Origin of the sequence: Mesorhizobium sp. M1328 (assembly GCF_040318075.1) — a bacterium.
Classification (GTDB): Bacteria; Pseudomonadota; Alphaproteobacteria; order Rhizobiales; family Rhizobiaceae; genus Mesorhizobium.
Genome location: NZ_JAMYLO010000047.1, coordinates 1 through 12,595, shown reverse-complemented (window position 1 = coordinate 12,595; position 12,595 = coordinate 1). Strand labels below are relative to the sequence as shown.

Here is a 12,595-nt window from a genome sequence, read left to right as displayed (position 1 = left end):
GTCGCCGAGGCCGGGCGCTGCGAACCCTGACCACTCCGCGCCCGGCCTCGGCTCAAGCTTCAGCCCAGGACACCGTCTGTCAGATAAAGTTTAAACTTTTACACATCATCAATGAAGAGGCCCTGGCCTATATGCGCGGCCGCAACCTCGCCGGTCCGGTGATCGACCGGCTGGCGGCTGCGCCGGACAAGGCATTTGCCGACAGCGCCGCATGGCAGCCGCATCTGGCGGCGCTGGGCCTTGACCAGCTTGCCTTCAGCCGGGCGATCTCATCCTTCAGGGTCTTGTTCTCGGCGCGTAGCGCCGGGTTCTCGATCTCAAGGCGTGTATCGGCGAGAAAGCCGTGGTGGCGTATCGCCCCCCACATCGCCCCTTCGGTGGCGATCCTGACTGGGTTGGACTCAACCCTGCCGCCGCGTTCCCCGGACAAGCCGACCAAGCCGTCGGGCATGGAGAAGGCAACGCAGCCGACATCTGGCAAGGGCAAGCGCGCCCCAGCCGCCAACAATCCCCGCCGGCAGCGGCGCCACGAGCCTCTCGCCGCTCGGTGTCCCCAGCACTCGCGGCGATAGCGCACCACCTCGGGAGCCCGCAGGAGCGCTCACCGCAACCGTCACCTCGCGGCTCACGCGACCGCGTCGCGCTTGGCGCCGCGCCGGCGGCGTCGTGACTTGGATCGCCCGGTGCGGAACGCGGTGAAGCGGCGATCGCCGATCTGGGTGGTGTAGCCGTCCTGGTGGACGTGGCGCGCCGACGTATCATCGACGGTGATCCAGGGCGCCGTCGCAAGTCCGGCGCGCAGCACGTCACGGTCCTCCGCAGCGAAGTTCTCGAGGCCTTCCGAAATCAGCCGCACCACCTGACGCTTCGAAATGTCGATGCCGATCCCGGTCAACAACGCCGTCAACCGCTCCGTCGTCACCTGCCCCAGAATGTGACAGGCCAGGATGAAGCGGCGCAGGTTCGCGTTCATCGTATCCGATGATGTCGGCCAGTTCCGCATTGGCGAGCATGCGCTGTGCTGGGTCCACGCCGAGCGGCTCGTCCACAAATTGATACCCGTGACCCCGGATCAACGTCAGGCCGTCGACATCATGCGCCAGTTGATCTGGTGGTTCTATCGCGACCTCAAGAACTACCAAGCTGATCCATGCCCCCGAAGGGCAGCCGCACTGCGGGCCCGCTTCGAGCGCCTGTTCAAACGTTATGCTCGACCGCCTGCTGGCTCGGCTGCATCGCCGCAAGCATGAACTCCTGCGCGTTCTCGATCGTCCCGAGATCCCGCTCCACACCAACGGGTCCGAAAACGACATCCGCGCCTTCGTCACCAAGCGCAAGATCTCCGGCGGAACCGTCAGTGAGGCAGGCAAGAACGCCCGCGACGTCCTGCTCGGCCTGATGAAGACCTGCATCAAGCTCGACGTCTCATTCTTCCGCTATCTCGGCGACCGCCTCGGCATACACGCACAACAGCCGATTCCGCCGCTCCCGGATCTCGTTAGGCAAGCCGCTCAAGCCTGACTGCTCGGTAATCTGCCCCGGTTACCACCCAAATCCTCTCAGACAGGAGGCGTCTCTCAAAGCGGGCACCAATTGCCGCGACTAGCGGCTTAGTTGTGTGCCCAGCATGTTCAACCGCTTGGGGGTGAAAGTCCCCTAGCCAACCTGATGGAGGTGAAGGCTTAGCAAAGCGCAAGGGCATTACCGCGAGGTGGTGTCTGAAGGAAGCGTGGAGCAAAGCCGCGACCTGACGAACAGAAACCGGATATGAGGCATCCCTGGCCGGACGAGCGGGCAACGTATCGCGAAGTCCATATCCATCAAGGGGCAGGGCTGTAGATCCGGCAGGTGCGCGGGGAAGGCGATTGAACTTACCTGGGGAGGCCTGCGTCATGTTCCGACTTCGGAACTGAGGGAACCGCAAGGTGACCTGATCATGACGCAGGAGTCAGCAGAGGGCGTAGTAGGTGATGCTGTCGGCAAGGCTAGTGAGGCACTCCAAGGCTGAAAGGCGGAGCAACGGATAGGCCGAGCCGGAAACGATGACCGAAGGCCCGAACGATTGGAAGCGGCAAATAGGACTGGCAACTCATGAGTGGAAGGCGGCCGAAGACCCAGTATTCACTGGCCCTGGAACCGAGGAACCGGGGTGAAGCCCCTGTCAGCGGTTACCAAGGGGCCGAACCACTCGTGGCGAAGTCGGCACCCGAAAGCCCGGCTTGGACAGAACAGCTAATGGAGACGGTATGTAGCCGAGAGAATCTGGAAACAGCGTGGAAACGCGTTCGAAGCAACAAGGGTGTTCCAGGCGTGGATGGGATGACCATCGATGACGCCAAGGGCTACCTGCGTGAGCACTGGCCAAGCATTCGGTCTCGATTGCTCGAAGGAACCTATCAGCCGCAGCCGGTCAAGCGGGTCGAAATCCCCAAGCCGGATGGCGGGGTCAGAAAGCTCGGCGTGCCTTGCGTCGTCGACAGACTGATCCAGCAAGCCCTGCTGCAGGTCCTCCAAGAGCAGTGGGACCCGACGTTCTCGGAGCACAGCTACGGGCTTCCGCCCGGGACGCTCTGCCCATCAGGCAGTAGCCCAAGCGCAATGCTACATTGCCGAGGGTTACAGCTACGTGGTTGACCTCGACCTCGAAAGATTTTTCGACCGGGTCAATCACGACAGCCTGATGGCGCGCGTTGCCGCGAGGGTGTCCGATAAGCGTGCGCTCAAACTCATCCGAGCATTCCTCAATGCGGGGGTGATGGAGGATGGCCTGGTCCGTCCGGTGGACGAGGGGACCCCGCAAGGCGGCCCACTCTCGCCCCTCCTAAGCAACCTCCTGCTCGACGACCTCGACAAGGAACTGGCCCGACGTGGTCACCGCTTCTGCCGTTACGCGGACGACTGCAACATCTATGTTCGCAGCCACCGCGCCGGCGAACGGGTCATGGCTTATGTAAGCCGGTTCCTGACCAAGAAGCTGCGGCTGAAGGTTAACGAGGCGAAGAGCGCGGTGGCGCGACCGGAGGAGCGGAAGTTCCTGGGGTTCAGCATCTCTAATGACGGGAGCGAGCGGCGCATTGCGCCGAAGGCCCTCGACAAATTCGAGACGCTGATCCGGGACATGACACGCCGGACACGGGGGATCAGTCTGCCGCAGTTGATCAAGGAGCTGAAGCCATACCTCATCGGATGGCGCGGTTACTTCGGCTTCTGCCAGACCCCACGGGTGCTTACGACCTTGGAAGCGTGGATCCGCCGAAGACTACGCATGTATCTCTGGCGGCAATGGGGGATCGGGCACAACCGCTTCAAGGAACTGCGCCGTCATGGCGTACCAGAGTTCGGAGCTGCGGTGGCCGCCGGTTCACCGACGGGATTCTGGCGCATGTCAGGACACCCGGCGGTCCAACAGGCCCTGCGCAACCATTACTTCGAGTCTCTCGGTCTCCCTCGACTCCATGTCTCTGCCCAAGCTTAATCCGATCGAACCGCCGTGGTACGGACCCGTATGCCCGGTGGTGTGGGAGGGGCGGCTTCGCGAGGCGTCCCCCTATCCCGATCAATCCGCAGCCGCTGCCACAAACCCATGGAATTATGAGCGCTGAACGGCCTCAACTGCCCGCTTACGCTGCATGCGGCAATACGCGCTTCGATCCTAATTTACCGCTCCTGCGCGCCTGAGGGCGGGTAGGGCTGGGTACATGTCGATGATCGCGTTCGGTTGGGCCGCTGCATCAGGGCAATCGCTCGAAGATCACGTTGTCATCAGTAATTGCAGCAAGCCGGTATGATCTGCATTCCATCAGATTGATGATCCGAGCCCTGTCGCCCTTTATACGATGCTCAGCGCTTGGCTCGCATTGGACGACAGCAGGCCTGAAGCGCTCGTAGTCAATGGCCTTAATGAGATCGTGATCCAGTCCTTCGCAATCAATCGATAGGAAATCGACCTTATTGGCATATGGCGTCAATAGTTCATTGATACCGATCGCGCTGACCTCGATTTGTTCTCGGATACCTCCAATACCATTGAAGTCGCCGAAACTCTCAAGATATGTCTTATTCACAGAGGAAAGCTCATGGGCGTTTCCGATGAAGAGCGTGGCAGACGCTTGCGGAGCGGGCAAGACTACGGATCGCACGAGAACGTCTTCCGGACGGGCAGTGCGGATCAGCGCTTCCAATTCAGGATTTGGTTCAACCAGAACACCTCGCGCACCTCTTTGGTACATAAGATATGTGCTTGACGTAGAGATGGGATGATTAGCGCCGATCTCGACATAGAAGACACTGGCCCAAGATCTTTGGCTCTTGCAGAGTCTTGCAGACAGGATTCCTTCGACAATAACGTCTTCTCCGGCATGTGCGTAACTCGCCGGCGCGAAGTTCTTGATCCGAGAATTCGGCAGATTGAGCCTAGCGACCTCATGGTTTATGTTCTGGTTTTTAAACTGGGACAACATAGCGGCACTCCAATCTAACCTGCGATCTTGGGTCAGAGTCGTTACGACCAGCTTGTCGCGGCGGCTCTTGCTCATCCCAGCAATCAGCGTGCCACGTGCGGCGTTCCTTACTTAGGAAGAGTGAAACGCGCGCGCCCGCTGGGGAATGGCCGTGGCCCTTTTGTCGGGTTCGCGACATCGGTGCCACCAACCGTCCGAAAACTTGCCGAAGTGACGTGCAAACAGCGAAACCCGCTGCGAGCGCCGGGTATTGAGCGCAAGGTTGTGCGCCTCCATGTCCTCGCTCATCAGGCAACCTCTCGATTGCGTTGAATCTGGAGGGTTCTGTGTAGTCGCGGGCGCGATTGGGCGGTCACGCATGGGTCGCGACTACATTGAAGCCTGATTGAACTGAACCGCGGGATGGCGGGCGGGGCTATGGGGATTTAGGGCCGACAGTGTGTCCGAGGCGCCGGAGCGGGCTCGCCGATCGCTCTGGGGCAGTCGCCCGTCGCCGCGATGCAGGACCATCTGCGACGCGAGAGATGGCGCCATTGGGTCGTTGACGCTGAGGTGCAGCGTTGCTGGCGATAGCCAGGCCGCGACTTTGACTAGCGGCGCGCAAAGGCCCGGGGGCGACTGTAGCAGACGCCTGGATGCCCGGTGCGAGCGTGTCGGTGGGCCGCGTGTCATGAGGTGTCTGGCCAGGTCGGGGCCTTGCGCGGGACCGGGCCGAGAGAGGCAATGGCGCCGCCACAGCCCGGACACAGGGAGCGCCCTGTGAGACAGCGGTAACGTTGGCGATAGTCGGCGGTCGGGTCCGGGTCCGGCGTCGGCGGCGGGCGCCGCCAGAAGAAGACGGCACTGAGGCCGTAATGGCGGATGCGATGGAATCCGTCTGGAAGAGCGTGCAGCAGGAAGCGCCGGATGAACTCGTCGCCGCTTAAGGTCATGAGCTTGTGCTTGGACTTGTCGTGGTGGCGATAGTCCTGCCAGCGGCAGCTGACCTTTCCCTGGTCCAGGCTCACGAGGCGGCTGTTGGCGATGGCGACGCGATGGGTGTAACGGCCCAGATAAACGAGGCCCTGTTCGGGACCGCCGAACGGGGGCTTGCATAGACGACCTGCGGCGCGGCGATTAGGGGATCTTCCGCATATTTGGTGCAGGTGCCGGGATTCACGGGCGGTGCGAATGAGTCCATAGAGTCGGAATCGCAGTCGACGCCGGTGATTCGCCCGTGCTCCATGCCTTCCGCTCGCTGGTCTCACCCGAGCTTTCGATAGTCCGAATTCTCCCACAGGCCGACAAGGTGGTGCTTGTAGCCCGGCCGAAGGCGACAGAATCGTGCTGTCCCTCCTGCGGCTGTCGAACCGGCCGCGTCCACAGCCACTATATGCGCCGGGTGGCTGATCTGCCGTGGCAGGGACGGGTTGTCGAAATCCGGCTTCACGCCAGGCGGTTCCGTTGCGCCGATCCGCAATGCCGTCAGCGGATCTTTACGGAACGATTGCCGGGAACGGTGCAGCCGAAAGCGAGACGCACCGCCCGCCTCGGCGAGAGCCAGTTGGTGATCGGCTTCGCGGTCGGCGGTGAACCCGGCTCGCGCCTGTCGCGCAAACTGGCCATGCCGATAAGCGGCGACACGCTGCTGCGGATGATCCGCGCAACCGGATTCGAGCCGCCGGACGCGCCGCGGGTGGTCGGCATCGACGACTGGGCCTGGCGCAAGGGGCAGCGCTACGGAACGATCATTTGCGATCTGGAGCGCAACCGCGTCCTCGATCTGCTGCCGGACCGAAATGCCAATACGGTCGCGTCATGGCTGAAACGTCATCCGGGCATCGAAGTCATCGCTCGCGATCGCGCCGGCGTTTATGCTGACGGCGCCCGTCGCGGTGCTCCCGATGCAACGCAGGTCGCCGACCGCTGGCATCTTCTCCAGAACCTGGGCGAAGCGTTGCTTCTGGCCCTCGGCCGCCATCGCAAAGCGGTCAGTGCCGCCGGAAAGGCGATGATGGCCGAGATGAGTGGCGATGACGACGCCAATCCGGAACCATCAGTGGAGACTTCCCCGAGGCTTGATGGCCTGCGCCGGTCGCGCCGCAACCAGCGCAGTGAACTCTATGCTGAAGTCCTTGATTTGCGGACGACCGGCATGTCGCCGCGACAGATCGCGCCCCGGACCGGCATGAGCGTGAGAACGGTCGAGCGCTGGCTTGCAGCGGGCGGGGAGCCCGAGCACCGGCGGCCGCCCGCACGCTCGGTTCTCATGGATCCTTTCCATGAGTATCTCGAAGGACGCTGGCAGGAAGGCCAACGCAACGGGTTGCACCTGTGGAGCGAAATCAAGCGCCGCGGCTTTTCAGGCAGCAGGGCGACCGTCTACAGGTGGACCGCCGCCCGCCAGCAGTGCTCATCGACCGCTCCGCCAAATGCGCGATGGCGGCCGCCGTCGCGCCGAAACTGTGCATGGCTGCTGAGCGAAGACCCGACTTTGCTCGATGAGCAGACCGAGCAATTCTTGGGCCATCTCTATGTCTGCGCGCCGGAGCTCTTGAAGGCGGGTGACCTGGCTCGACGTTTCGCCGCACTGATACGCGGCGACGATGATGCCGGCCTCGAGCAATGGATCGAGGACGCCACGGACAGCGAACTGGCTTCCCTTGCAGCAGGCATCGGCCGTGACATTGCGGCTGTTCGGGCCGCAATCACCCAACCCTGGAGCACCAGTCCCGTCGAGGGACAGATCAACCGTCTCGAGACCATCAAGCGCCAGATGTATGGGCGCTCCGGGTATCCGCTGCTGAGAAACAGGCTGCTGGCAGCCGCCTAACGACCGTAGAAACAGACGGGGCAACCACGGAAACGACGCCCCTGCACCAAATTTGCGGAAGATCCCGATTAGGATGAGATTCGTATTGCCTCGCCCAAGAGTGTTCCCAAAGAACAATGCCGTTGCCTCACTCAGATGTTCTCGATTGCCTCACTGATTGTTCCCGAGATTTAGCCTCTGCCGATCCTGTGTTGCTCGGGGATGATCTCACTGCACGACCTCTTCAATTTCCGTCCGCGCGGCATCGGCGAATGGCCCGAACACCAACGCATTGGCTTGCGTACTGCGCCAGATCTTCATTCGACGCTGCACGGTCCGAATGAGGCCGTCGGGATACACGCCGGGGTATTTGACCTGCAAGCGTTCAAGCAACTCTCGTGACGTTCGCCAAGGCTCCGCCTCGAACCATTCCTCGAGCTCGGCCGTGACGGCAAGGAGAGGATCGGGCCTCCGCCGCTCTCGCTTGGCCGCTGGCTTGGAGCGGGCGGTCGGTTTCACTTCACCACCACGCCAAGCAATCCGTAACCCGGACAGAAAGTCTTCCAGCGGCAATGCCTCGCCGTCGGTGGCAGGGGAACCATCAGGCTTGTCAGCAATTTCGACCAATCTCTCTTGTGCCAGGCGTATGTCGCGGAGCAGCCGAACCGGATCGAGCGTCAGGTACATCGCCTTGAGGCGAAGGCGCGTATCCTCCGGCGTGCGTGCATCGTCAAGCAGCCGCTGATAGGGCGTGGCGGGACGATGATACCGCTTGACCACCCTGGCTCCGTCACGATGCTTTTCTTTCAACTTAAATGATGGCTGAAAGAAATTGATGAACAACCGCATCGAGGAATAAAGCTTGGCTAGCTCCCGTGTGGCTTGCAGTCCCTCGAAGCGTCGGTATCCAACGATCTTACGCACGACCGCGCCATTCTTCTGCTCGACAAATGCTTGATCATTCTTCCGGTAGGGGCGGCAACGGGTGAGTTCGATATTATCACCCAAGCAATACTCCTGAACGCTCTCGTTCATGAAGACGCTGTCGTTGTCGGTGTCGAAGCCCAGCAGCGGGAACGGCAGCAACTTGCGCAGTTCGGCCAACGCAGTGATCAGGACCGTTTGCTCGCGAACCAGCAGCGGCGCGCATTCCGTCCAGCCCGTGGCGATATCGGTCAACACCAGGGTTTGCGAGAAGGCGCCCTTCGCGTATGGGCCAGAGTGAGAAACGAGATCCGCCTCGACAAAGCCGGGTGCGGGGTCATCCCAATCTGAGAAAGTCCGAACTGGAACACTACGCCGGATCGTCGTTGATCCTTTCCGCCGCCGCGGCCCGCTGGCACTCGCCTTAATATCCTTGAGAACGCGATCAATCGTCGCTGGGCTCATCGTCAACAATTGCCGGCGGGTCTCGCTATCCATAGCGCCGTGTCCGTGGCGTTCCATAGCTTCGATCAGGCTTGGCAAGAGCGGGTGTAGTCGCTTCCCGCAGATTCGATCCGATGCCTCCCAAACGACGACGAGAGCGGCGCGCACCTCATCACCCTAAACCCGCCGCCCCGGCCGAGGACCACTCTTCGCCGGCGCGCAGTCTCCTCGCAGAAGTCGCATCGCATGCTTGCGATGAAAGCCAGTGAGGGCCACGAATTCGTCCAACATCCTCGCCTTTTCGGCCCGCCCGCCTAAAACATAGCGTCCACTGATCGCCGCCACCAATTCCGCTCGTGTCGCCATGCTCACCTTCCTCATCACAGCTCCCGAAGTTATTGATTCGGGAGCAAATTAGATGAGGCAACAAACCAATTTTAGGGAGCAGTTCAGGCGAGGCAATGCGAGGTCTCTTCCAGATCGACGCGCTATAACGACCCATTCGATCCGCTTCAGTCCAGCCAGTTGGGCGCAGAAGGTGGTAGGGTCGGCCAGGCTGGCGAGATCGCTGAAGAAGCGAAGCTGGCCGGCGTCGAAGGCGTCCTGCAGGCGCTCCAGGAATAGCCGCCTGAACAGGCGCGACAGAACCCGCACGGGCAGGAAAAATCCCGGCCGGCAGGCGATCCATCGCTGGTCCCCGGCCTTCGCCGGGGCAGCCTCGAGCGACAGGCCGCCGCCCGGCGCGACGAGCGGCGCATCTCCATGTCGGGCAAGATCGCCCAGTTCCCCTTCGTGCGCGAGCTGGACGGCTTCGACTTCTCCAGCCATCGCTCGATCAGGGGCAGATCAGGGAACTCGCCACCTGCCGCTGGATTGCGCACGGCGACATGCTTTTGTTCCTCGGCCCACCCGGCACGGGCAAGACCCATCTGGCCGTGGCCCTCGGCCGCGAGGCGATCCGCCAGAATTACAACGTGCAGTTCATCACGGCTGCTACGTTGGTGGCGACGCTGGCCAAGGCCCACAGCGACCGCTCGCTCGACAAGCAGTTGGCGATCCTGTCGCGGCCGAAACTGCTCATCATCGACGAACTGGGCTATCTGCCCTTCGAGGCCAATGCCGCCCACCTGTTCTTCCAACTCGTGTCACGGCGCTACGAGAAGGGGATCGATCCTGATCACCTCCAACCGCTCCGTGGGCGGATAAGGAAGTGTTTTTGGCGACCCCATTGTGGCCACGGCGATCCTGGACCGCCTGCTTCACCACTCCACGGTGATCACCATCCGCGGCGACAGCTACCGTCTCCGCGAAAAGCGTCGGTCCGGCCTTCTGCAGAAGACCGGACCGACGCTTGAACCCAACGAAACAGCAAACCAGTGAAGGGGGTCAGTTCCTCACTTCGCCAAAGGGGGTCAAATCCTCACTTCGCTTGACACGAGGACATGGAGGTGCGCAACTTCGCGCTCAACACCCAGCTGTCGTATCTGCAACAGGTGTCGCTGTTCGCCCGTTATTTTAGCAAGTCGCCGGACTTGCTCGGGCGGGAGGACATTCGGACCTATCAGGTCTATCTGACCAACGAGAAGAAGCTGTCGCCCGGCTCAATCCACATCGCCATTGCGGCGCTGCGCTTTCTCTACAATGTGACGCTCGAGAGGGATTGGGCGCCTGAAGAGGTCCTGCCGCTTCCCAAGAAGCCGCAGAAGCTGCCGATCATCCTCAGTGCCGAGGAAGTTCAGCGGTTCCTCGGCTGCGTCCTCGACGTCAAACACCACGCCATCCTGACCACTTGCTATGCCGCCGGCTTGCGCATCTCGGAAGCGGTGCAGCTGAAGCCCACGGGCATCGACAGCCAGAGAATGGTCATCCGCGTGGAGCAGGGCAAAGGCCAGAAGGACCGCTATGTGATGCTGTCGCCCAAGCTCTTGGAGATCCTGCGCAGCTACTGGAAGGTGCGGCGGCCAAAGGAGTGGCTCTTCCCCGGCGATCGTGCCGACCAGCCGATCACCAGGGATGCGGTGGGACACGCCTGCGCGAAAGCGCGCGACCGCTCCGGCTTGTCCAAACCGGTCACGCCCCACAGTTTGCGGCTCGCCTTCGCCGTCCATCTGTTGGAGGCCGGCGCCAACGTGCGCACCATTCAACTCTTGCTCGGTCACCGCAGCCTCGTGACCACCGCCCATTACCTGCGGATTGCCACCAACAAGGTCTGCGCCACCTCGAGCCCCTTCGAGCTCTTGCCGCGTCCGGCGCCCACCCTGCCGCCCCCCGCCAAGCCGCAATACTTCTGAGCTCGCGCCGATGGCCCGCTCGGGGCCGGAAGTGGCGGATATCTTCCGCTGCTACGGAGAAGCCGTATAGCGGCCGACGTAGTCGAGGACCTGTTCGGGTCCGGCGAATGGCGGCTTGGCATAGATGACCCACTCGGCCTTTCGTAGCGGCGCCAAATAGCGTCGGAAGGCATCGCGCTCGCTCAAGGCCTGCAAGTCAGAGAAGAACTTCAACTGGCCGGCGTTGAAGGCTTTCTCCAGGTGCTCCAGAAACAATCGTCGGAACAGGCGCGAGAGCACCCGGACCGGCAAGAAGAAATCGGGCTTGCAGGCGACCCATCGATCGCCGTCGGCAGAAAGGCCGCCGCCTGGGACCACGCAAGCAGATGCGGATGATGGAGCAGGTTCTGGCCCCAGGTGTGCAGCACGGCGAAGAAGCCGATCTCGGCGCCGAGATGTCGGGGGTCGGCGGCGATCGTCCGCAACGTCTCGGCGGTGGCGCGGAAGAGAAGACTGTAGACGAGTGCCTTGTTCTGATAGGCAATGGCGGCAACGGGCTCCGGCAGCGTGAAGACGACGTTGAAGTATTGCGTGTCGAGAAGCTCGGCGCGACGATCCTCCAGCCATTGCGCGCGGGCCAGCGATTGGCAGCGGGGGCAATGCCTGTCGCGGCAGCTGTTGAACGCAATGCGGCTATGGCCGCAGTGATCGCACGCTTCGACGTGCCCGCCGAGCGCGGCGGTCCGGCACAGTTCGATCGCCGTCATGACGCGGCGCTAGGCGGTCGACAGCGACGCGTCATGCTGCTCGCGATAGAAGCTTGCCGGTGATGACAGCGCACACTTTTGCGGGACCGACTCAGTTTGGCTTCCAAGCAGGCCGGCGCGATGCTGATGACCATAGGAAGGCGACGTCCCTGCTTCATGACGTGTCCTGGTATGGCGGGTGGCCGGTGACGCAGTCGAATGTTTCGATGATGATCATCTGGCCTTGACGACAGGCGGGGCATTGCCTGAGGGAATGGCACCGCGTCGCCATTTCCAACAATCGCCTCGTGGCCATCGAGGATGGCGCGGTCGCCTTTCGCTGGAAGGACTATCGGCACGGCAGTCGGCAGAAGGTCATGACCGTGGCGGCCGATGAGTTCATTCGACGCTTCCTGCTACACCGACAGGCAGGCCGCGGCGCCGATCCTCACATCATGCCGGAACCGATATCCGTGCCGCTTTCGGCGCACCCCACGCCTCAATCGCCGCGTCCGCACCACCAAGAGATGCCTGTTGATGGGTGCGGCCCCAATTGAAAACCCATAGCGGCCACCCGTGCCGGCCGCTTAGTCCAACACGTTTTTAGCTCACCGTCGCGATCCACCGCAGCGCGCTCTCGCCACCCGCCTTTCTGCGCGACGCCAAGCTAAAAACGCTCTGCATTATGGGCAAAGCCGGTAATGGGGGATCGGGTGAGATTTTGTGGCGGAGCCGTCCTGGCGCCAGCCGGGGTCTGCCAAATCTGGCATCCTCCGGAGCTGGCGGCAATTTGATCGCGCTTCTGCACCAATCACCGCCAATCCCGCTCTCCATTACGAGGTACGCCGGAGGAGTTCGATCAGCTGGTCGGTGAGCTGGAAGACGCCGCGCCGCAAGTGGGGCGGCACGATCGCCTCCATCGCATCGAGCTTTTCGGTCGGATCGCCGCGCGTGTAGACC

The 12,595-nt window shown here is 62.1% G+C and carries 9 protein-coding genes and 6 pseudogenes; 9 read left to right on the top strand and 6 right to left on the bottom strand.

What is annotated here, in order from left to right:
• Nucleotides 1-572, top strand: a 572-nt coding sequence (locus tag NKH23_RS33540; RefSeq protein WP_502912400.1) for a hypothetical protein, incomplete at its 5' end; no start/stop codon positions are given.
• 53 nt (nt 573-625) lie between these two features.
• Here the strand turns inward: NKH23_RS33540 and NKH23_RS33535 are convergent.
• Nucleotides 626-973: a hypothetical protein gene (locus tag NKH23_RS33535; protein ID WP_353036619.1), complete on the bottom strand. Its 348-nt coding sequence runs from the start codon at nt 971-973 to the stop codon at nt 626-628.
• Here NKH23_RS33535 and NKH23_RS33530 point away from each other — a divergent pair.
• The 4 genes from NKH23_RS33530 (at nt 948) to NKH23_RS34760 (ending at nt 3,475) form a co-directional block, all read left to right on the top strand.
• Nucleotides 948-1,250 carry a hypothetical protein gene (locus NKH23_RS33530; protein ID WP_353036617.1) on the top strand — a complete coding sequence of 101 codons (303 nt, stop codon included), beginning with the start codon at nt 948-950 and terminating at the stop codon, nt 1,248-1,250. The two genes, NKH23_RS33535 and NKH23_RS33530, sit on opposite strands and share 26 nt — an antisense overlap.
• Entirely contained in the window at nt 1,207-1,521 is a 315-nt protein-coding gene (locus NKH23_RS33525; protein ID WP_353036615.1) for an IS66 family transposase, read from the top strand. Before NKH23_RS33530 ends, NKH23_RS33525 begins: the two co-directional genes overlap by 44 nt.
• Before the next feature lie 798 nt (nt 1,522-2,319).
• On the top strand, nt 2,320-2,634 hold the full coding sequence (locus NKH23_RS33520; RefSeq protein WP_353036613.1) for an RNA-dependent RNA polymerase family protein: 315 nt from the start codon (nt 2,320-2,322) through the stop codon (nt 2,632-2,634).
• Nucleotides 2,606-3,475, top strand: a complete 870-nt coding sequence (locus NKH23_RS34760) for a reverse transcriptase domain-containing protein (RefSeq protein ID WP_502912401.1) — start codon at nt 2,606-2,608, stop codon at nt 3,473-3,475. The genes NKH23_RS33520 and NKH23_RS34760 overlap by 29 nt, the downstream gene beginning before the upstream one ends.
• A gap of 256 nt (nt 3,476-3,731) precedes the next feature.
• Here the strand turns inward: NKH23_RS34760 and NKH23_RS33505 are convergent, their stop codons facing one another.
• Nucleotides 3,732-4,535 carry an FkbM family methyltransferase gene (locus tag NKH23_RS33505; RefSeq protein WP_353036611.1) on the bottom strand — a complete coding sequence of 268 codons (804 nt, stop codon included), beginning with the start codon at nt 4,533-4,535 and terminating at the stop codon, nt 3,732-3,734.
• A gap of 593 nt (nt 4,536-5,128) precedes the next feature.
• A pseudogene (locus NKH23_RS34755) lies at nt 5,129-5,584 on the bottom strand (transposase); the annotation flags it as partial.
• A gap of 92 nt (nt 5,585-5,676) precedes the next feature.
• Here NKH23_RS34755 and NKH23_RS33495 point away from each other — a divergent pair.
• Nucleotides 5,677-7,272 (top strand): ISL3 family transposase, encoded by a 1,596-nt coding sequence (locus NKH23_RS33495; RefSeq protein ID WP_353036609.1) that lies wholly within the window; start codon nt 5,677-5,679, stop codon nt 7,270-7,272.
• A gap of 207 nt (nt 7,273-7,479) precedes the next feature.
• Here the strand turns inward: NKH23_RS33495 and NKH23_RS33490 are convergent.
• Nucleotides 7,480-9,000 (bottom strand): annotated as a pseudogene (locus NKH23_RS33490) (transposase).
• Nucleotides 9,001-9,102: 102 nt separating this feature from the next.
• Nucleotides 9,103-9,393 (bottom strand): annotated as a pseudogene (locus tag NKH23_RS33485) (transposase); the annotation flags it as partial.
• Here NKH23_RS33485 and istB point away from each other — a divergent pair.
• Together istB and NKH23_RS33475 are read left to right on the top strand one after the other, a co-directional pair.
• Nucleotides 9,355-9,999 (top strand): annotated as a pseudogene (istB, locus tag NKH23_RS33480) (IS21-like element helper ATPase IstB); the annotation flags it as partial. The pseudogenes NKH23_RS33485 and istB sit on opposite strands and share 39 nt — an antisense overlap.
• A gap of 62 nt (nt 10,000-10,061) precedes the next feature.
• Nucleotides 10,062-10,910 (top strand): tyrosine-type recombinase/integrase, encoded by an 849-nt coding sequence (locus NKH23_RS33475; protein WP_353036607.1) that lies wholly within the window; start codon nt 10,062-10,064, stop codon nt 10,908-10,910.
• A gap of 63 nt (nt 10,911-10,973) precedes the next feature.
• Here NKH23_RS33475 and NKH23_RS33470 read toward each other — a convergent pair.
• Nucleotides 10,974-11,725, bottom strand: a pseudogene (locus tag NKH23_RS33470) (IS91 family transposase); the annotation flags it as partial.
• A gap of 179 nt (nt 11,726-11,904) precedes the next feature.
• On the opposite strand from NKH23_RS33470, the pseudogene NKH23_RS33465 reads away from it, so the two are divergent.
• Nucleotides 11,905-12,057 (top strand): annotated as a pseudogene (locus NKH23_RS33465) (transposase); the annotation flags it as partial.
• Nucleotides 12,058-12,595 lie beyond the last annotated feature (538 nt).

Bases quoted from the DNA above. Each gene is read 5' to 3' on its own strand.
- NKH23_RS33530 (WP_353036617.1), top strand. From the start codon at position 948: ATGAAGCGGCGCAGGTTCGCGTTCATCGTATCCGATGATGTCGGCCAG.
- NKH23_RS33535 (WP_353036619.1), bottom strand. From the start codon at position 973: ATGAACGCGAACCTGCGCCGCTTCATCCTGGCCTGTCACATTCTGGGG.
- NKH23_RS33505 (WP_353036611.1), bottom strand. From the start codon at position 4,535: ATGAGCAAGAGCCGCCGCGACAAGCTGGTCGTAACGACTCTGACCCAA.
- NKH23_RS33520 (WP_353036613.1), top strand. From the start codon at position 2,320: ATGACCATCGATGACGCCAAGGGCTACCTGCGTGAGCACTGGCCAAGC.
- NKH23_RS33525 (WP_353036615.1), top strand. From the start codon at position 1,207: ATGCTCGACCGCCTGCTGGCTCGGCTGCATCGCCGCAAGCATGAACTC.
- NKH23_RS33475 (WP_353036607.1), top strand. From the start codon at position 10,062: ATGGAGGTGCGCAACTTCGCGCTCAACACCCAGCTGTCGTATCTGCAA.